19 protein-coding genes are annotated in these 19,627 nt (G+C 37.7%); 10 read left to right on the top strand and 9 right to left on the bottom strand.

Going from position 1 to position 19,627, the window contains the following annotated elements:
* Positions 1 to 53: 53 nt before the first annotated feature.
* From AC00Y6_RS14100 to AC00Y6_RS14085, 4 genes are all read right to left on the bottom strand, one after another.
* Positions 54 to 2,471, bottom strand: a complete 2,418-nt coding sequence (locus AC00Y6_RS14100; protein WP_474491251.1) for an ABC transporter permease — start codon at positions 2,469 to 2,471, stop codon at positions 54 to 56.
* 130 nt (positions 2,472 to 2,601) lie between these two features.
* Positions 2,602 to 3,324, bottom strand: coding sequence for an ABC transporter ATP-binding protein (locus AC00Y6_RS14095; RefSeq protein WP_474491250.1), 723 nt, complete (start codon positions 3,322 to 3,324; stop codon positions 2,602 to 2,604).
* A gap of 57 nt (positions 3,325 to 3,381) precedes the next feature.
* Positions 3,382 to 4,158 carry a GIN domain-containing protein gene (locus tag AC00Y6_RS14090; RefSeq protein WP_474491249.1) on the bottom strand — a complete coding sequence of 259 codons (777 nt, stop codon included), beginning with the start codon at positions 4,156 to 4,158 and terminating at the stop codon, positions 3,382 to 3,384.
* A 42-nt stretch (positions 4,159 to 4,200) separates the two neighbouring features.
* Positions 4,201 to 5,442 (bottom strand): efflux RND transporter periplasmic adaptor subunit, encoded by a 1,242-nt coding sequence (locus AC00Y6_RS14085; RefSeq protein ID WP_474491248.1) that lies wholly within the window; start codon positions 5,440 to 5,442, stop codon positions 4,201 to 4,203.
* 259 nt (positions 5,443 to 5,701) lie between these two features.
* On the opposite strand from AC00Y6_RS14085, the gene AC00Y6_RS14080 reads away from it, so the two are divergent.
* The 5 genes from AC00Y6_RS14080 to AC00Y6_RS14060 all read left to right on the top strand — a co-directional run bounded on the left by AC00Y6_RS14080 (position 5,702) and on the right by AC00Y6_RS14060 (position 11,530).
* Entirely contained in the window at positions 5,702 to 7,054 is a 1,353-nt protein-coding gene (locus AC00Y6_RS14080; RefSeq protein WP_474491247.1) for a sugar porter family MFS transporter, read from the top strand.
* 29 nt (positions 7,055 to 7,083) lie between these two features.
* Positions 7,084 to 8,427: a sigma-54-dependent transcriptional regulator gene (locus AC00Y6_RS14075; RefSeq protein WP_474491246.1), complete on the top strand. Its 1,344-nt coding sequence runs from the start codon at positions 7,084 to 7,086 to the stop codon at positions 8,425 to 8,427.
* A gap of 1 nt (position 8,428) precedes the next feature.
* Entirely contained in the window at positions 8,429 to 9,745 is a 1,317-nt protein-coding gene (locus tag AC00Y6_RS14070; protein WP_474491245.1) for a sensor histidine kinase, read from the top strand.
* 157 nt (positions 9,746 to 9,902) lie between these two features.
* Complete coding sequence (locus tag AC00Y6_RS14065; protein ID WP_474491244.1) at positions 9,903 to 10,742, top strand: restriction endonuclease; 840 nt, start codon at positions 9,903 to 9,905, stop codon at positions 10,740 to 10,742.
* On the top strand, positions 10,742 to 11,530 hold the full coding sequence (locus tag AC00Y6_RS14060) for an SDR family oxidoreductase (protein WP_474491243.1): 789 nt from the start codon (positions 10,742 to 10,744) through the stop codon (positions 11,528 to 11,530). The genes AC00Y6_RS14065 and AC00Y6_RS14060 overlap by 1 nt, the downstream gene beginning before the upstream one ends.
* Positions 11,531 to 11,591: 61 nt before the next feature.
* Here AC00Y6_RS14060 and AC00Y6_RS14055 read toward each other — a convergent pair whose 3' ends face one another.
* Both AC00Y6_RS14055 and AC00Y6_RS14050 read right to left on the bottom strand, forming a co-directional pair.
* Entirely contained in the window at positions 11,592 to 12,131 is a 540-nt protein-coding gene (locus tag AC00Y6_RS14055; RefSeq protein WP_474491242.1) for a DUF4136 domain-containing protein, read from the bottom strand.
* A gap of 59 nt (positions 12,132 to 12,190) precedes the next feature.
* Positions 12,191 to 12,367, bottom strand: a complete 177-nt coding sequence (locus AC00Y6_RS14050) for a DUF5522 domain-containing protein (protein ID WP_474491241.1) — start codon at positions 12,365 to 12,367, stop codon at positions 12,191 to 12,193.
* Positions 12,368 to 12,406: 39 nt separating this feature from the next.
* Between AC00Y6_RS14050 and AC00Y6_RS14045 the strand changes: the two genes are divergently transcribed.
* The 4 genes from AC00Y6_RS14045 (at position 12,407) to murA (ending at position 16,574) form a co-directional block, all read left to right on the top strand.
* Complete coding sequence (locus tag AC00Y6_RS14045) at positions 12,407 to 12,733, top strand: hypothetical protein (RefSeq protein ID WP_474491258.1); 327 nt, start codon at positions 12,407 to 12,409, stop codon at positions 12,731 to 12,733.
* A gap of 80 nt (positions 12,734 to 12,813) precedes the next feature.
* Positions 12,814 to 14,532 carry an AAA family ATPase gene (locus AC00Y6_RS14040; protein WP_474491240.1) on the top strand — a complete coding sequence of 573 codons (1,719 nt, stop codon included), beginning with the start codon at positions 12,814 to 12,816 and terminating at the stop codon, positions 14,530 to 14,532.
* Between the two features lie 78 nt (positions 14,533 to 14,610).
* Complete coding sequence (locus tag AC00Y6_RS14035) at positions 14,611 to 15,267, top strand: DUF4290 domain-containing protein (protein ID WP_474491239.1); 657 nt, start codon at positions 14,611 to 14,613, stop codon at positions 15,265 to 15,267.
* Complete coding sequence (murA, locus tag AC00Y6_RS14030) at positions 15,267 to 16,574, top strand: UDP-N-acetylglucosamine 1-carboxyvinyltransferase (protein ID WP_474491238.1); 1,308 nt, start codon at positions 15,267 to 15,269, stop codon at positions 16,572 to 16,574. Before AC00Y6_RS14035 ends, murA begins: the two co-directional genes overlap by 1 nt.
* A 34-nt stretch (positions 16,575 to 16,608) precedes the next feature.
* Here murA and AC00Y6_RS14025 read toward each other — a convergent pair whose 3' ends face one another.
* The 3 genes from AC00Y6_RS14025 to AC00Y6_RS14015 form a co-directional block, all read right to left on the bottom strand.
* Positions 16,609 to 16,917 carry an NIL domain-containing protein gene (locus tag AC00Y6_RS14025; RefSeq protein ID WP_474491237.1) on the bottom strand — a complete coding sequence of 103 codons (309 nt, stop codon included), beginning with the start codon at positions 16,915 to 16,917 and terminating at the stop codon, positions 16,609 to 16,611.
* 26 nt (positions 16,918 to 16,943) lie between these two features.
* A complete protein-coding gene (locus tag AC00Y6_RS14020) occupies positions 16,944 to 17,375 on the bottom strand; it encodes a DUF4395 domain-containing protein (RefSeq protein WP_474491236.1) in 432 nt (143 codons plus the stop codon).
* A gap of 196 nt (positions 17,376 to 17,571) precedes the next feature.
* Positions 17,572 to 18,210, bottom strand: coding sequence for a YiiX/YebB-like N1pC/P60 family cysteine hydrolase (locus AC00Y6_RS14015; RefSeq protein WP_474491235.1), 639 nt, complete (start codon positions 18,208 to 18,210; stop codon positions 17,572 to 17,574).
* A gap of 159 nt (positions 18,211 to 18,369) precedes the next feature.
* Between AC00Y6_RS14015 and AC00Y6_RS14010 the strand changes: the two genes are divergently transcribed.
* Positions 18,370 to 19,578: a pyridoxal phosphate-dependent aminotransferase gene (locus AC00Y6_RS14010; protein WP_474491234.1), complete on the top strand. Its 1,209-nt coding sequence runs from the start codon at positions 18,370 to 18,372 to the stop codon at positions 19,576 to 19,578.
* Positions 19,579 to 19,627: the final 49 nt, after the last annotated feature.

Here is a 19,627-nt window from a genome sequence, read left to right as displayed (position 1 = left end):
TGTTTTAACATAGTATTGAAAAACCTCCAGCTTCCAGCTTCAAACTTCCATCTCTATTCGTATTTCAAATATTTCACAAGATTCACTTTTGTGGCTTGATATGCTTTGATGCTCACCACAGCGAAGGTCAGAACCAACAGCAAAATCAAACTCAGAATGAATGGGAAAACCGGCATATCAATTCTGTAAGCGAAGTCTTTTAGCCACTCGTTCATCAGGTAGTAACTAATAGGCATGCTGATGAGAACCGCAATAATCGTAATCCAGAGGAACTGTTTGGTTAATCCAACTATCAATGTTCCGTCCGATGCGCCCAAGGTTTTTCTAATAGCGACATCTTTCAACTTTTGCTCAATCATCAGTGATGACAGTGCGAATAATCCTAATAACGCTACCATCAAAACCATGGCATTCAAGATGGTGAAAAGCGTCTTTTGTTTCTGGTATTTTTCGAATGTTTTGGCAAATTGTTTATCGATGAAAACCGAATCATAAGGAAATCCCGGTTCTGCTTTGCTAGTCCAATACTTTTTGATCCTTTCCAAAGTTCCATTGATGTCATCGCTCTTAAGTTTTAGTTGGATATTATACATATTATAGCGTTTCCATTCGGTGGCTTTGTAATGGAAAAATACAATAGGCATTACTTCTATATTAAGACCTTTTGTATTGAAATCTTTTACAATCCCAACAATTTTATACTTATTGCGAGAATCAAAGCCAGGTTGTACTTCTCTTTGTAAAGCTTGTTCATCTGTCCATCCAAATTTTCTTACAAAAGCCTCATTTATGACAAGACTGTTTGTAGAATCAGATGCTAAATTAGGATTTAACCAACGTCCCTTTTTTAGTTTAACACCCATAAACTGGAGATAATTATAGTCCATAGACCCGTGCCTGCCATCTATACTGCTTTTCTGAAAATCGATATTAGAGCTGCTCATATTACCATCTCCAGGAGAAACTTCGCCATAAGAAACATCAGCTACACCAGGGATTTTTTTCATTTCTGACTTCAGACGTTCGTACTTCAGCCAAGGTTTTGGATTGCTATTATCATAAAAATTGATTTGCAGAATCTGTTTCCCATTAAAGCCCAAATCCTTATTCATCATATATTTTACCTGTTGATTCACAATCAAACCACCAATGATAAAGAATGATGAAATAATGAGTTGTAGCGTCAAAATTCCGTTTCTCAGCCAAACACCGTGTTTGCTTCTGGCGAAATTTCCTTTCAGCGTTTCTATCGCTTTGAAGTTGGCTAAGTAAGTCGCAGGTATCAATCCTGAGATTAACGTAACTGCCAAAACCATTGCAAATGAATAAAAGTAAATATGCCAGTCATTCATTTTGATTTCTTTACCAAAAAACTTGTTGAAGCTCGGCAAGAGCAACTCTGTCAAAGCCAGAGACAACAAATAGGAGGCGAGGCAAATAATAAAAGTTTCCAGCAAAAACTGTAAAATCAAAGCCCATTTTGTACTGCCAATAGCCTTCCTCACACCAATTTCTTTGGCTCGCTGGGAAGCTTGCGCAGTTTTAAGATTAATGAAATTGATCGCTGACAAAATTAGGATGAGAACAGATAATGTAAACAAAATCATCATCGTTTTGAAATCTCCCGTCCCAAACCAATTGGCTTTGGCGTGAAGTTTCATTTTATCAATAGGTGTCAGCAAGGCGGTATTAGGTCCGTACAAATCAATATATTGCTGGGGTGTAATATCCATATTTTTGGCATCCCTTTTTGCCCTAAACATAATAATATCTTCAAACTTTTTTGAAAAAACATTAGGATCAGCCCCTTTTTTCAGCATAAAAAAACAGCCATAATTAAAATTCCCCCATTGGTCTTTATCGTTTTTTAATTGATTTGCCGGAATAATTAAAAAATCTGGTTTTATCTCGCTATTTGCTGTTGGTAACTCGTAAACTGCAGTTACAACAAAATCCTTGTTATTAACCCTTACGGATTCTCCTGCAACATTGGTTTTACCAAAAAGATTTTGGGCAGCAACGGTGGACAAAGCCATATTATTATCATTGGCAAGCGCATTTTTGTATCTACCGGACACCAGTTTGAATGGGAAAAAATTGAAAAAACTGCTCGAAACTCCCATTCCGTTTTGCTGATAAATTGTTTTGTATTTGGTTGTCATCTTATAACCCATCCCAGAGCCACCAATCAAAACATAGTCTTCCACTTCTGGTATACGCTGTTTTGCATTTTCTGCAAAAGGATAAGAGATATTATTACCATATTCATTATATTTTTTGTAATAACCCTGGAAAGAGTATATTTGATCTTTCTTTGGATTCCATTTTTCAAAGGATTCCTCGTCATTCCAGTGCATCAGGATGAGCATAAATCCTGTTAAACCAATCGTTAATCCAAACAGATTAATGATGGTAGAAAGCCAATTTTTTTTATAATTGATAAAGGCAATTTTGAGCCAGTTTCGTAACATAATTTTATAGTTATGAGTGATTAATTATGAGTGATTTGCAAACTCAATTTAAAATCAAGAATATAGCAGAGAGACAGAGCGTTTGGCATCTCTGCTATTGGTTATAAAATGGATAATGAATGTTATTTTTCTATTCGAAGTTTTTGGCGTCTGCTTTTTCAAAAACATCTTTTCTTTGGGAAGAATGTTCTTCAGAGAAAATTTCGCCGTCCTTCATGTTCACGATTCTGGAAGCGTAACCTGCATCGTAAGAAGAGTGCGTTACCATTGCAATGGTAGAACCTTCCCGGTGAAGTTCTGCCAAAAGATTCATTACCTCGTTTCCGTTAGAACTGTCGAGGTTTCCTGTTGGCTCATCGGCAAGAATTAATTTTGGTCTTGTTACCAAAGCTCTTGCAACCGCTGCTCTTTGTTGCTGACCTCCGGAAAGTTGCTGTGGATAATGTTTTGCTCTGTGTGCAATGTTGATTTTTTCCATAATTTCGTCCACTCTTCTTTTTCTTTCCGAGGAAGGAACGCCGTTGTAAATCAATGGTAATTCGATGTTTTCATACACCGTTAATTCATCAATCAGATTAAAATTCTGGAAAATAAAACCAATATTTTTCTTTCTGATGTCGGATTTTTTCTTTTCAGAAGTGCCGATGGTTTCTGTGGATTCGAATTGATAAGACCCGGATGAAGCACTGTCCAATAGTCCCAAAATATTAAGAAAAGTTGATTTTCCACAGCCGGAAGGTCCCATTATGGCAACAAATTCGCCTTCTTTGATTTGCAGGCTTACATTGTTAAGTGCATTGGTTTGGACATCTTCGGTTTTATAGATTTTTGAAAGGTTGGATATATTAATCATTATATTGTCTTTTTTAAGTTTAAGTTTGAGAAAATCATGTATTGTTAATCGTTAAAACTACAGCATATTAATCGTTCCACCAGAACTTCTAGTCGCAGAAAACTTGATTCCCGACAGAGTTTTATACCTTATTTTACCGAGTGAACTTGCAGAAGCCGTCAACTCTTTAGACACGCTCAGAGTTATACTTGATGTCGCTTTAGCAGTAGCTTTGGCAGTTTGGATATTCATATTTTTTGCGTCCACAGAACTGGCGCTATCTATGTTTAATTCTGCATTGTCAGCAGAACCACTAATTTTCACAACACTAGCAGAATTGGCATTGATATGTAGATTTTTTGTATTGATTTTCCCCGAAAATCCACCTGCACTGTTGGTATAAATGTTTACAACAGATGCTTTGGAATCTGCATAAATTTTCCCACTTCCACTACTTTCAAAAGTTTGCTCAGCATTATCAAAAACACTTTTAACTTTTATAGAAGAGGCATTTCCGGCTTCTGCTTTTACAAGGTCTTTGGCATAGACAACCACCTTTGTATCAACATTCTGGAGGGAGACATCCGGTTTATATTGCACATAAAGTGTCTTATTTTTCACTTCGATTTTAAGTTCTGACAAATGCGTACTTGTTGCCACGGCTTTTTCTTCGTCCGATTTTACAATTTCCACTTCAATCGCCTGAGACGTTTTCACAGCATTGAAAGAACTCACATTAAAAGTTTTGGTTTCTGATTTCTGATTCACATTCGAGAAATCATTGCCTTTCAATTTTGCTAAGGACATAAAAAGTCCGATAATCATTGTAATTAGGAGTAATAATAGTTTTTGCATTGTTATATTTTTTTAGTTTTATTAATATTAAGTCGCTGACTGTTATTTTTGAATATCAAGCATTTCGTATTTTTTCAGCTCAGAATAATCCGAAGTAATGACGGATTCGCCAGGTTTTAATCCGGAAACCACTTCATAATACAAAGGATTTTCTCGTCCCAGACTAATGTTTCGTTTTTCAGCTTTGTTATTCTTCACTACAAAAATCCATTTTCCGTTGGTATCTTTGTAGAAATTTCCTTTCGGAATCATCATACTTTGTGTGTCAGCAGATAATTTCAGTTTCACTCCGAAAGTCATCCCGATTTTCAGGTTTTCAATTTTTGCATCAATGAAATTCAGTTCAACAGAAAACTGTCCGTCTTTCACTTCCGGAAGAATTTTCGTGATAATTACTTCGTATTCTTTCCCGTTGTTGTCAAGCGTTCCTTTGATTCCGTTGGTTAGTTTATTAATATAATATTCATCCACTTTCGCCACCAGTTTGTAACCGCCCATCAAATCGATTTTTCCGATACTTTCTCCTGTTGTTAAATTCTGTCCAAGCGAAACACTGAATGATGATAATCTTCCCGTAGCTGGCGACATGATTAGGAAATTATTTTTGTTGGAGCGGAGAATGTTTAAACTTTTCTCCATCTGACTGATCGAATTATTGATTGCTGAGAATTGAGAATTTCTGGAAACCTTTTCATTCTTAGCCCCATTTTCAACAATCTGTTTTCTTTGTTTCTGATAATTCAAATTCTGAAGTGCAATATCATAATCGGTTTTCTTTCCAATTTCTGCATCGTACAATCTTTTCTGAAGATTAAAACTTTGCAGCGCTGTATTGTAATCATTCTGAGATTGCAACAATTCTTTATCCTGACTGAATTCCTGATTTTTCAGTTCTAAAAGTGAGCTTCTCATCTGGCTGATTTGTTGCATAATCCCTGTTTCCTGATTAAGATAATTAAATTCCGTATTCGGATTATAAACTCTTGCAATAGGTTGCCCTTTCGAAAGCATTTGTCCGTCTTCCGCAAAAATTTCTTTTACTGCACCACCTTCCAAAACATTCACAAGGGAAGAATTAAGAGATTGCGTCTGCGCAGTGACCATCAACATATCCTCAAATTTTCCTTTTGTAACTTCATCAATCGTAATATCTTCTGACTTTACATTATAAGTCTTCTTCTGATTGAGAAAGTACCAGCCAAAAACCGAAACTGCCATTGCAGAAGCGATGATCATCAATACAATTTTTATTTTAGATTTCTTTTTTACTATTTTCGTATCCATATTTAGATAACTTATTTATCTACAGAGCATTAACACAATGCAAATGCCACAAATTTATGATTTTGTAAAGCATTGTAAATGTGATAAAAGATTATTTTATGAATTACGAAACTGTTCATTATCGGACACTTTTTGTACGAAAACGGACAATATCGTCAATAACCATGATAACATTAAAAAAAAATCAATTAAAGTATGGGAATAAGAACAAATAGAAAATGGTTCATTTTTTAGAATTTAGCTAAATTTGAGATTATTAATGACAATGATTATGGATAACAAGAGAATTTACCTCATCACCTTTATTGCCACCAATGGTGGTTTACTATACGGCCTTAACATGGCGGGAATGTCTGGATGTGTAGATACTGTGCAAGAGATTTTTGGACTTTCCAGCAGCAGTATTGGCTTGGCAGTAAGTGTCCTGACACTGGGTTGCCTTGTAGGCTCTTTTTTTGTTGGGAAATTAGCAGACAAAATCAGCCGCCGAGGTGTTTTTATATTAAGTGCTGTTATCATGGCGCTAACATCTCTGGGATTATTTTTTGCCAACAGTATAACACAGGTAATTATCCTGCGCTTTTTGTCTGGTCTTGTAGTGGGCGCCGTATCGGTGGTTTCGCCAATGTATATTTCAGAAATTGCCCCATCGGATAAAAGGGGTATGCTGGTCTCATTTAACCAATTTGCTATTACCATTGGGATTTTGTTGGCTTATCTGCTCAATTTTTATTTTAAAGAAACATTTCCTGCTTCTCAATCATGGCATTATATGCTAGCATTGCCCTTGGTGTTCAGCATCCTTTTTCTTTTCCTTTCAATCTTTATTCTTCCAAACAGTCCTAGGTGGCTTATGGCAAACGGTTTAAAAGCTAAAGCCCGAGAAGTGCTACACTGGATAATGGGCCAAAAAGTTGGAATAAAAGAGTATGAAAGCCTAAAGGCTTCGTTTGCAGGCCAAGACCAATCAGAAAAAGTAGCTTTTACAGATATCTTTAAAGGAAACACGGGTAAGGTGGTTTTGCTAGGAACTGTACTGGCCGTTCTGCAGCAGGTAATTGGTATCAACGCAGTAGTCAACTATGCTCCCACACTTTTTAGCCAGATGGGTTCCAAAACAAATCCATTATTGCAGTCAATTATTATTGGTGTCATCAATGTATTATTTACAGTAATTGCATTAGGTTTTGTAGACCGCTTGGGTAGAAAAAAATTACTTTTAATAGGTTCTGTGGGTACCACTCTGGCACTCCTCTACCTTGTTATTTCCAGCTTGTTTGGCCTTCCTGCAATTGGGATGTCCATCGCGCTTTTTATCTACATTGCATTTTTTGCAGCAACCTGGTCACCCATTATGTGGGTGGTAATTTCAGAAATCTACCCCAACCTGATAAGAAGTACTGCCATGTCATTCTCCACAGCCATTAGCTGGGCATTTTCTTTTATTATTGTTCAGTTTTCCCCGCAGATTATCAACTCTCTGGGGGTGGTTTACCTTTTTGGGCTATTCGGAATTTTTGGATTGTTCTCTTTCTTCTTTGTCTCCCGTTTTATCCCAGAAACCAAAGGAAAATCACTGGAAGAGATCCAGAAAGAACTCCATTTGGATTAATCTGATTATTATCAATTTCAAAGCAATCCATGCGAAAAAAAGAAGCCCATATTTTAATTGTTGATGATGACGAGGATATTTTGTTTTCGGCAAGAGTCTGGCTCAAGAAGTTTTTTACGGAAGTCAGTTGTCTTAGTCAGCCAAAAAATATTCTGAAATTTTTATCGGAACAACAAGTGGACACCGTTTTACTCGATATGAATTTCCGAAAGGGTTTTGAAAACGGACAGGACGGATTATATTGGATGAAGGAAATCAAAACGCTGGAACCTCAGTTACCGATTATTCTGATGACCGCTTACGGCGAAGTGGAATTGGCGGTTGAAGCCTTAAAAAACGGTGCTTCCGATTTTATTCTAAAACCTTGGAATAACGAAAAGCTATATGCGTCCGTCAACCTTGCAGTCGATATTTCCAGGAAAAACAAAAAACTGAATCAGTGGGAAAATATTAGCATTAAAAGCAATCAGTATCAATTGGAAACCAAATCCTTTGCGATGCAGGAAGTGATGGATCAAATTGAACGTGTTTCTGCAACCGACGCCAATGTTTTGCTTCTGGGAGAAAACGGAACCGGAAAATATGTTTTGGCAGAACATATTCATGAGTTATCAGGTCGGAAAAACCAACCTTTTGTTCACATCGATTTGGGTAGCCTTTCCGAAAATCTTTTTGAAGCTGAATTGTTCGGTTACAAAAAAGGGGCATTTACCGATGCGCATCAGGATTACGCCGGAAAAATCGAAAATGCACAGAACGGAACGGTTTTCCTAGACGAAATAGGGAATCTTCCGCTTCATCTTCAAACCAAATTATTGAGTTTGATTCAAAACAGGAAATTGTCGAGAATCGGAGAAAACAAAGAACGACTGTTGGACGTGAGATTTATTTTTGCAACCAACGAAAATCTTAAAAAAGCGGTTGCAGAAAACCGTTTCCGAAAAGATTTATATTATAGAATCAATACGGTTGAATTAAATATTCCAAGTCTGAGAGCGCGTTTAGAGGACATTCCGGATCTGGCGGATTATTTTCTGGATAAATACAAACAAAAATATCACAAACCCGATTTGACTTTAAATGAAAATTTAATTTCAGAATTAACACATTATTCGTGGCCGGGAAATATCCGCGAACTTGACCATTGCATCGAGAGAAGCGTTATTCTTTCTAACGAGAAAAATCTTAAATTACTGATGCCTCAAGATGAAGAATCAGAAAATACAATCGTCAATCTAAACATCGAAGAAATGGAAGAAATCCTCATCAAAAAAGCGTTGAAAAAACATCGAGGAAACATTTCTTTGGCGGCGGAAGACTTGGGATTATCTAGGGCGGCACTGTACAGAAGAATGGAAAAATTTGAATTATAAAGTGAAAAATCAGCAATTTATTTGGTTGATCTTTATTCTGCTGGCGATTGTCAGCGGAATTTTTGCGTTTGATTTTTATTCCCAGGACAGATGGATCAATTGCACTTTGTTTTCGATGATAAGTTTGTTTTGCATTGTTTTGGCGCAGACTTCAGCTTTATCATATATTCAGAAAACGGAAAAACTATTGTTGGCCATTCAGAAAAAGGATTTTTCATTGTTTCCGAAAAATGAAGACAATAGCTTGGTAGATAATGCTGTAAAACTATATTACCAAAGCAAAGAAGAGCATCTTTCGTTGTCTTCTTACAAGCTTTTGTACGAAGAAATCCTGAATCAATTAGAAATCGGGCTAATGATTTTGACCGAAAAAAATAAACATTGGGACGTTTTTTATGTAAATCCAGTTTTTTTGGAAATTTTACAAATTCCGAAATATAATTCTTGGGATCTTTATGAAAATAAAACACCTGATTTTTATAAGATTATCGAACAAACCCATTACGAAAACTCACAGGAATTTTTTGACATCTCGATTAATGAAAACACAAAGCAATCCTTTTCCCTCAGAACCAAAAAAGTTCAGAATGCGAAACATCGGTTCTGTATCATTAGTCTCGAATCGGTTCAGAAAATCATTGAGCAAAAAGAAAAACTAGCCTGGAACAACCTGATGAAAGTGATTTCCCACGAACTCTTGAATACTTTGACGCCTGTCAACAGCCTGATTCAAAATCTTGAATATATTGCCAATCAAGACATTATCGAAAAAGAAGACCAGCAGGACATGAAGGAAAGCCTGATGGTAATCAATTCAAAATCAAAACAATTACTGAATTTTGTAGATGATTACCGCCAAGTTGCTGAACTGCCGAAACCAGTTTTCAAAATGATCTCTTTAACCAACATTGTGGAGTCGGCACTCAATTTCCTGAAACCGGAATTTGAGAAAAACAACATTAAGATCATCAATTCATTGGAAAACCAAATGGTTTTAGCTGATGAAAAAATGATTGAACGTTGCCTGATTAATCTCTATCTTAATGCCATCTATGCCGTTTCGGAAACGGAGGAAAAGACCATTAAAACTAAGATCAAAACTAACAAAAAACGTGTGATCCTAAGTGTTGAAGACAGCGGAATTGGCATTCAAAAGGAAATTCAGGATAAGATTTTTCTTCCGTTTTTCACAACGCGAAGTGGTGGTTCGGGCATTGGATTGACGCTCAGCAAGAGTGTCGTGGAAGCACATAAAGGTTATCTGAATTATAAAGCTTTGGAACAGGGGAGCCGGTTTGAGATTTGGTTTGTGGAATGAATTGCACGCAGCCCGACTTGAGCGGAAATCCTTTTTTGCTTGTACTTAATTTCTATTTATTCTGAAATGTTATATAAAAAAGATTGGGAGCGGAAGGCGGAATAGCTGCCCAAATCTAACTAAAGAGGTTGACGTTGTCAAATAAAATATTTAAATTATGAAAATCAAGAATAATGCTGGCGAAACGGTAGATTTTGAAATCTCGAAATTGGAAAATTCACTTCGGAATTCGGGAGCTGATGAATCCTATGTGAAAAAAGTGGTTGACACGGTTTTACCAAAATGTTTTGAAGGCATTACCACCAGCGAACTTTACAGAATGGCATTTGATGAACTTAAGAAAATCTCCAATTCTGCCGCTGCAAGATATAGCCTGAAAAGGGCTTTGCTGGAGCTGGGACCTGCGGGATTTTATTTTGAACAATGGATTGCTCGCGTTTTCCAGAACATTGGCTACAAAACGGAAACGGGACAACTGATTAAAGGCCACGCCGTGACGCACGAGGCCGACGTAATTGCAAAAAAGGGTGATAAAACTTATTGGGTAGAATGTAAATTTCGGAATGCGGAAGACACAAAAATATCAGTCACAGCGCCAATGTATGTTTTGTCCCGAATCAAAGATATTTCTGGAATCGACTATCAGTTATTCGGGACAAGCACCAGATTTACCGATGGCTGGCTGATTACCAATGCTTATTTTACATCAGATTCAGTGGCTTTTTCGGACTATTATGGTTTGCGGTTACTCTCTTGGGACTTCCCAAAAGGTAAATCTATTAAAAACCTGGTGGATCAAAACGCGCTCTATCCTATCACCTGTCTCACAACGCTGGACGAAAAACAGAAACAAAAACTCCTGGAGAAAAAATGTATTTTGGTAAAAGAATTGTTCAGTCATCAAAGCTTTCTGGATGAGCTTGGTTTTGATTCTCAGCAAAAATCACAAGTCCTGAGGGAAGCAGAAGAATTGTTAACAATCAAAATATCAGAATAATGAATATCGAATTAAATGGAAAAAACGCACTAGTAGGCGGAAGTACCCAAGGCATTGGGTTGGCCGTCGCCCAACAACTCGCCGAATGTGGTGCCAATGTAACCCTGATGGCGCGCAATGAGGAAGACCTAAAATCCCGCTTGGCAGAACTATCTGTTGTAGCTAATCAAAAACACAGCTATTTGGTTGTAGATTTTAGCCAGTTTGAAACAGCAAAAAACACCATTTCTGGTTATTTTAAAGATCATACCGTTGATATCCTTATCAATAATACCAACGGGCCAAAACCAGGAACCGTTCTGGAAAAATCTTTGGAAGATTATCAAGAAGCCTTTAATCTACTATTCCAGATCCATAATCACAGTACGGAATTAGCTCTGCCGCACATGATTGAAAATAAATGGGGAAGAATTATCAATGTGTCTTCTTCATCTGTAAAAGAGCCTATCAACAACCTGGGGCTTTCCAATACGATAAGAACGGCACTCGTGAGCTGGAGCAAATCTCTGTCTCAAAACGTGGCGCAGCACAATATCACGGTCAACAGCATCCTTACGGGGACTTTTGACACCGAGAGAATCCATGAGCTTAATAAAGCGCAGGCCGATCAAGAAGGCATCAGCGAAGAAGTGGCTATGCAAAGGAGAATAGATTCTATCCCCGCCAAACGATTGGGAAAACCTGAGGAATATGGTTATCTGGCGGCATTTCTGGCGTCAGATTTTGCAGCTTACCTTAATGGTGCCACGATTCCGCTGGATGGCAGCAGTATGAAATCTATTTTATAAGAAACAAGAAAAACCGCAGTATTCCTGCGGTTTTTTATATTGTATATCTATTAATTCAAAACTATTTCCCTTTCTGTGGAGGATAATTGGCCATGATATCAGCAATAATCTGAGGAATTTGTTTTTGTTTTGATCTTGGAGAGTCAACAGAAATTCCGCTTCCTATGCCCTGCCAAACCAATTTTTGAGTTTTGGCATCTATAAAATCAAGGATGATGGTGCCGCTGTTATAATTGTTGGTCCAGGTATTTCCCATACCCATGCCGCCTCCCCAGCCCCAGCCCCAAGGTCTTCCCCAGCCGAATCCGCCACCGTACGATGTCGTTACGTCCTGAATTTTTTTGTGGGATGCTTTTACATTGATGATAAGATCAGGATTTTGATCAGATCGCAATCCTTTGATTTGGATTTGTTTTGATAATTCGTTTAACACACGATCTTTATCCAGATCATTCATCTTAAGATCATCTGTTCTTATAAGATAGGTTTTGTAATTGGCAAAATTAGCGGTTGCAGAGTAGTCAGATTTGATCTGAAAAGGGCTGCAAGAGGTTACACCTAGAGAAACTGCAGCTAACAGTATAAAGACATATTTTTTCATGATATAGGTATTTTGATTTTTTTCATTTTAGGAAATCATCAATGTGATTTCCTAAATGATCAGTTCTTTGATTTTTTTATAAATGTATCAGTCTTTTTATCATAACCGTATGGGCAGTGTTTGCAGCCACTTTTACAGCAATAGCCACGTTTGAGATGAAACTGTTCTGTAAACACTTTATAACCCTGCTCGTTATAATAGAAGTCTTCGTTTTCTTTGATATCATTAAGTTTCATAAGTTAAAACTGTAACAAAATTTTTTATCTTTGATTATGATAATTATTGTCTGGCAAAGATTACTCAAAAATACGAAAATTTCGGGGATAACACTGTTTCCGTTTATCTTACTGAGAAAAAAATCGGACAAAGGCAATCATATCTTAATCAATCATGAAAAAATCCACATCCGCCAGCAGTTGGAGCTATTAATCATCCCTTTTTACATTTGGTACCTATCCGAATATTACTTAAAATATCTCCAATACAGAAACGCAGAAAAGGCTTATCGCAATATTAGTTTTGAGCGCGAAGCTTATGCCAATGAGAAAAATCCGGATTATTTAAAACACAGGAAATTCTGGCATTTTCTTAAGTATATATGAATCAATTTTAACATGCAGTAGTCCGCATTATCAGTCGATATTCAAATTATTTTTCTCTATTTTGCATGGTGTTTTCTCGTATGATTAATTCTCTGCTTTTTTCTGTCGTCTTGTTTTTGGGAATCAATACTTTTTCTCAATCCATCATTATTGATAAAAAGCTGGGATCTAAGGAACAGATTGAAAAAATTATCCTTCAGGAAAAATCATTTGGGCAAGACACCGTACGTCTTAAAAATTACCTGCACCCTCTCCTGCAATCACCGGACAAGAAGTTACACGCCGTTTACTACAATCTCTTGGCAAATGGCATTTCAAAAGCTGTGGAACAAGTCAACTCTGCCAGCGATAAGTATTACAAAACTTCTATCAACATCAGCAAAAAGCTGAATAATCCGGGCCTGGAAATCTGGAGTCTCAGTAGGTACGGTTTTTATCTTTACGATTATTCCAAAATAACGGAGGCTTTGCCAGTTTACATGGATACGGATGCGAAAATTGCCGTCACAGATCCTTCGCGAATGATTTTTCCCAGCTTAAGTTACAAAAATCTTGGTTTTTTCTTTGGGACAATTGGCGATATAGCCGAAGCAATCAAATACCTTAAAAAAGCAGAACAATTTGCCCAGCCCGATTCCCGGGAAGTCACAACCATTAAGGATAATCTAGCGATGTACCTCATTAGTATCAATCAATTGGATGAGGCTGAAAAATACCTTTCAAAGGCTGCCGAAACTTCTATACATATTAATGATTACGAGCGATACGCCAAAGTATTAGGAAACTACGGTGAAATTAATTTCAAGAAAAAAAAATATCCTGCTGCCATACATTTTTATGAAGAAGATATCCGGTTTTCCCGCGCTGCAAAATCGGAGAAAAACACCATGTTTGCGCAGATACAGCTGGGTCGTGCGCTGATTTTTAACAACCAATTGCAGCTAGCTAAAAATAATCTGCGCAATGCTGTAAAATATGCAAGGTCAAAACCCTACTACATGTCTTTTGAAAAAGATATTCAGGAGCTTATTCTTGCAATTGCTGTGAAAGAAAATAACATCGGTGAGGAACTATTTGCCAGGAGGCGTCTTGCGCAACTGAATGACTCGCTACAACACTTGGATAGCCAAAGCAACCTAGACAGAAGCAATCTTTTGGCCCAGAAAGAGCGCTACGCGAGTAAATTAAGCCTTGCCAGCGCAAGGTATGAGAACGAACAGCTAAAAACTTCGGTATTCATTATTATTGCAATCGTACTGATGATCCTCATACTGATGATTCTTTTCATTAATAAAAAACAACAAAAAAATAGAAAAAACCAGTATGAAAAAAATGTACTGAAACTTCAACTTGAAAAACTGAGTTCCGAACAAAAACTGTCTGACACACATTTTACTCTAGCGGCGATGAATACTTATCTGACCGAGAAAAATCTGCAAATAGAACGCCTCAATAAAGAAATTACCCGGGTACAAAAACAATCCAATTATTCTCTGCTGGAAAAACAGCAGAAAAAACTGCAAAGCCTGCTGGACTCCCATCTGATGACGGATGAGAGCTGGCAAAGGTTCAAAAAAGCATTCCAAAAAGAGCAACCGGATTTTTACAATCAACTCGTTCATGACTTTCCCGACCTTACCGAATCCAACATCAGGATTATTATTTTACTGAAACTGGGACTCATCAACCAAGAAATATCCTCGTTACTCGGCATTACGGCAGAGGCTGTTAAAAAATCAAAGCAAAGACTTAGGAAGAAAATCGGCTCAGGTTACGACTCTATTTTATCCGAAATGTAAGAGACTTTCTGACCGCAAAATATTTGCATTCATATCTTCTTGAAAATATTGTAAGTTTATATTTATATTTGCATGATTATGGAATATAATACCGAAAGGACACAACTCCTGATGCCTGAATACGGGCGCAATATACAGCAGCTTGTAGAATACTGCAAAGCACTGCCTACCAAAGAAGAACGCAACGAAATGGCCCTTGCAATTGTAGAGTTTATGGGGCAAAGAAATACCCATCTGCGCGATGAGGAAAATTATAAACATAAACTGTGGGACCATCTTTTTATCCTGGCGAATTATGATCTGGATGTAGACACGCCTTATCCTATCGTAACCCAGGAAGAATTGGCCTCCAAACCAAGAAGGATGGACTACCCAGGTTATGATAACGATTACAAATTTTACGGAAAAAGCATCCTTCAACTGATAGAATTGGCTATAAAACTGGAAGACGGAGATGAAAAAGACGCACTGATTCAGGTGATTGCCAACAATATGAAGAAGTCTTATAACGTCTACAACAAAGAGCATGTTACAGACGATGTCATTTTCCGACACCTGAAAGAACTTTCCCAAAACAGATTGGACCTCACCGGACTAGACAGCCTGGATAAGAGCAAAATCTATTATGCCAATAACCGTAACAAGAATAATAACAACCAGCACCAACGGAATATTAATCAAAATAACAACAAAAGGAAAAACAACTTCCAAAACCATAAAAATAAAAGACGATAATGAGCGGAGCTTTCGAAATAAGAGGAGGAAAACGATTAAGTGGTGAGATTACCCCGCAGGGCGCAAAAAATGAAGCTTTGCAAATCCTTTGTGCTGTGTTGCTTACAGAAGATGAAGTAAGAATTGACAATATCCCAGACATTATGGATGTCAACAAGCTGATTGACATTTTGCAGGACTTCAATGTAAAAGTGACGAAAAACGGCAAGGGCGATTACACCTTCAAGGCTGATGAAGTCAACTTCGATTATATTAAGTCCAAGGATTTTAAAAAAGACGGTGCCAAACTGAGAGGTTCCGTTATGATCCTTGGGCCAATGCTGGCCCGTTTTGGCGAAGCTTATTTGCCAACGCCCGGTGGTGATAAAATTGGCCGCAGACGTTTGGATACGCACTTCCAGGGTTTTGTGGAACTGGGCGCCCAATTCAGTTATGATGAAGACGAAGCGTACTACTCACTCAGCGCAAAAGAACTAACCGGAAAATTTATCCTGCTGGAGGAAGCTTCGGTAACGGGAACGGCCAATATTGTAATGGCAGCTGTTCTTGCCAAAGGTAAAACCCGGATTTATAACGCCGCCTGCGAACCTTACCTGCAGCAACTTTGCAAAATGCTGAACAGGATGGGCGCTAATATTTCTGGAATAGGATCTAACCTTTTAACCATAGAAGGCGTGGAAAAACTTCACGGTACTACACACACAATGTTGCCGGACATGGTTGAGATTGGCTCTTGGATTGGGCTGGCTGCCATGACAAAATCTGAAATTACCATCAAAAATGTCAATTGGAACCAACTGGGACTGATTCCTAATACTTTTAGAAAATTAGGGATAGAACTGGAGCAGAGAGGCGATGATATTTACATTCCTTCCCAGGAACATTACAAAGTGCAGAAATTTATAGACGGATCGATTCTCACTGTTTCAGATGCGCCATGGCCAGGCTTCACTCCGGATCTTTTATCAATCATCTTGGTAGTGGCCACTCAGGCAAAAGGATCTGTCCTTATCCATCAGAAGATGTTCGAGAGCAGACTATTTTTCGTGGATAAATTGATTGACATGGGCGCACAGATTATCTTATGCGATCCTCACAGAGCAACCGTTATTGGAATGAACCAAGAAACGCCGTTGCGAGGTACAACTCTGGTATCCCCGGATATCCGTGCCGGTAACGCATTACTAATTGCCGCTTTATCCGCAGAAGGCAAATCGGTTATCCAAAACATTGAGCAGATTGACCGCGGTTACGAAAATATTGATGAAAGGCTAAGAGCCATTGGTGCTGACATCAAAAGGATTTAACACCCAGTTATCATTATAAAAAAGAAGGAAGCTCTTATGAAGCTTCCTTTTTTTGCAATACATCTATCCTACTGCTAAGCAGTTTATATTGGGCCAAATAGGATTCAATCTTAAGCAATTCTTCCTGAGAAATTGTGAGCAATAGTTTTACATTGCCAAAATTGTTACCATTCAGATATTCAATGTGCGCATTCACAATTTTGTAACTGATATTGTAATGGTTATAAATGGTGTATAGCAACACATCAAACCTTATCTTGCCATTCAATTCAATTTCTAGTATAATTTCTTTTGTAAGTCTGGGGACAAAAGACTGGGCGTTGGTTTCTTGTTTGTAAATCATAGTAATATATTTTTTGGTGAATTAAATTATTTATTTTTTTGCTGAATGGGAAGTATCAAAAACTGATAAATATAACAGCCCACACATATTTTAAAAAAGGACTCTAGCCCTGCCAGTAGGATCAGTAAAATCCCTAAGCCAACCGCAGTCTGATAAAATCCGGAAAGGAACAATACAAAGATGACAGCCGAAAAAACAGCTCCCAACGCTGCCGCAAATCTCTTTGGCGAGGCAAAAATGGGTTTCGGTTTGATTTTCAAAACTTTTATGATAAACTTTGATAATAAAACCAATGGTGCATAAGTGAATGCCAGTGCCCTCATTGCAAAATCTATAGCTAAAAACACCCACAGAAACGAAGCTTGATACACCAGAGCCACCACAACCGTCACAATGACAAACAAGGCATTTAAGCGCACCAGGTTTTCATCGGTGTAATAATTAATATTTTTTTTCATCATTGGTATTTTTATCAAAAAAAGCTTCACCCAAGGGTAAAGCTTTACACACAGCAATTTCCCCAAACCTTTCAGTCTGTTTTACACATCATTGTATGAGAATATGATTTGATCATTTAATTTTTAAAATTGCTGAAGCAAAGATATACAAATTTTATATCCTACCAAATAAGTATGAAATAAAATTAAAAAAATTTTACAACTCCCCTACTTTATATAATTTTTCTGACGACGCCAAACCATTAGGGTTACATCCAGGCTCACCTTCAGGCACTTTTAGATTTTTTTTCTGATAAAAGTCCTGCCAAAAGAGGTTGGTTTTGCCAGTCTTTGGATCTACGAAAGTCATTGGCTCGAGCTTAAAAATATGATGATTTCTGAAGGCCCGTTCTACAAAATCTGAACAATAATAGGAATGGTCATCCAAGATATAATTGAAATTGTAAGGTTTTCCCACCAACGATTCTGCTACAGTAACAGAAGCTGGAACAGCATTACGAAATTCTTCCTTTAGTCTATAAACATCTATTTTTTGACCATTTTTTGTTTGCTGCCTAAGAAACTGATTAAGTTTCTGTTTCTGCGAACCGCCTATAGGAGCGGCATGCAACACAAAAATGTGCTGAGATTCCCGTTTTACAATACCTATATGATCGTAAGACGTTTTTTTTTCGGTTTGCGTTACATTGTTGATGGCGCCGGACAAACCAGTTTCCACAGCCGGAACAAAAAGAAGATCACCATTTTCCAAAATAGATGTATTATAGGCTTTGCAATTCAGTAAAAAAACGGCGACAAATATAAAACAAAGATTCTTATACTTTAAAATCGGCATGAGCAATCATTTTGGTGATTTTGAAAAATAAATAAATGAGTTTACAAAGCTAAAAAATCAGCACTAAAACGACTATCACAAATCGTATTGAAAAATCAAAAATACTAATTTTTTTGTTGGAAAATTAAACCCTATTTTTGTGAATCAAAGTCAACAGAAATGCCAAAAATATCGCAAAGAGCACAGCACATGCCTGCCTCTCCCGTTAGAAAATTAGTCCCTTATGCCATACTTGCCAAACAAAAAGGCATCAAAGTATATCACCTCAACATTGGACAACCCGATATAGAAACACCACAAACAGCGCTGGACGCCGTAAAAAACATTGACCTAAAAGTGTTGGAATATGCCCTGTCCGAAGGGAATTTGGAGTACAGAACCGCACTTACAAATTATTACCATTCTCTAGGTTTCAATGATCTTACACCGGATAATTTTATTGTGACCAATGGCGGGTCAGAGGCCCTTAATTTTGCCATTTCTACACTTTGCGATGATGGTGATGAAATCATCATCCCAGAACCTTACTATGCCAACTATAATGGTTTTGCCGGGACTTTCAATATCAATATTGTTGCAGTACCTTCTACTATAGACACAGGGTTTGCACTGCCTTCCATAGAAGAATTCGAGAAAAAAATTACGGATAAAACGAGAGCTATTGTCATCTGCAATCCTGGGAACCCAACTGGTTATCTTTATTCCAGGGAAGAACTTCAGCAATTGGCAGATATTTCCAAAAAGCACGACATCACCATTATCTCGGACGAAGTGTACCGCGAATACGTTTATGATGGCGAAAAACAAATCTCAATGCTGGAATTTCCCGAAGTGGCAGACAACGTTATTATAATAGATTCAGAATCTAAACGTTACTCGATGTGTGGTGCAAGGATTGGTTGCATGATTACCCGTTCAAAAAAAATCCATGACGCTGCTATATTATTTGCACAAGCCAGGCTGAGCCCGGTCCTTTTGGGGCAAATTGCTGCCACAGCAGCGCACAATAATGATACAGATTACATCAACAACGTTCGGGAAGAATACACCAAAAGAAGAGACCTGCTGGTAGAACTTCTTAACGAGATCCCAGGCGTAATCTGCCCTAAACCAAAAGGTGCCTTCTACTGTGGCGTAGAATTGCCGGTAGATGATACCGAAAAATTTGCACAATGGCTGCTGGAAAGCTATTCCCACAACGGAGAAACGGTGATGGTAGCACCAATGGGTGGTTTCTACAGCAACCCAGAATTAGGAAAAAAACAGGTAAGGATTGCGTATGTGCTGAAACAGGAAGATCTCCGAAGAAGTGCTGAACTCCTGAAAGATGCCATAGAAACTTACCGCAAAACCTTTGGGCTTGATTAAAGTCATGCACCTTAGTTTTTTGTCAAACTAAAAAAGATTTATTTTTTAT

The sequence above is a fragment of the Epilithonimonas sp. genome, assembly GCF_056329745.1.
The sequence above is the reverse complement of the archived record's forward strand: the minus strand, read 5'-3'. Positions and strand labels throughout refer to the sequence as shown.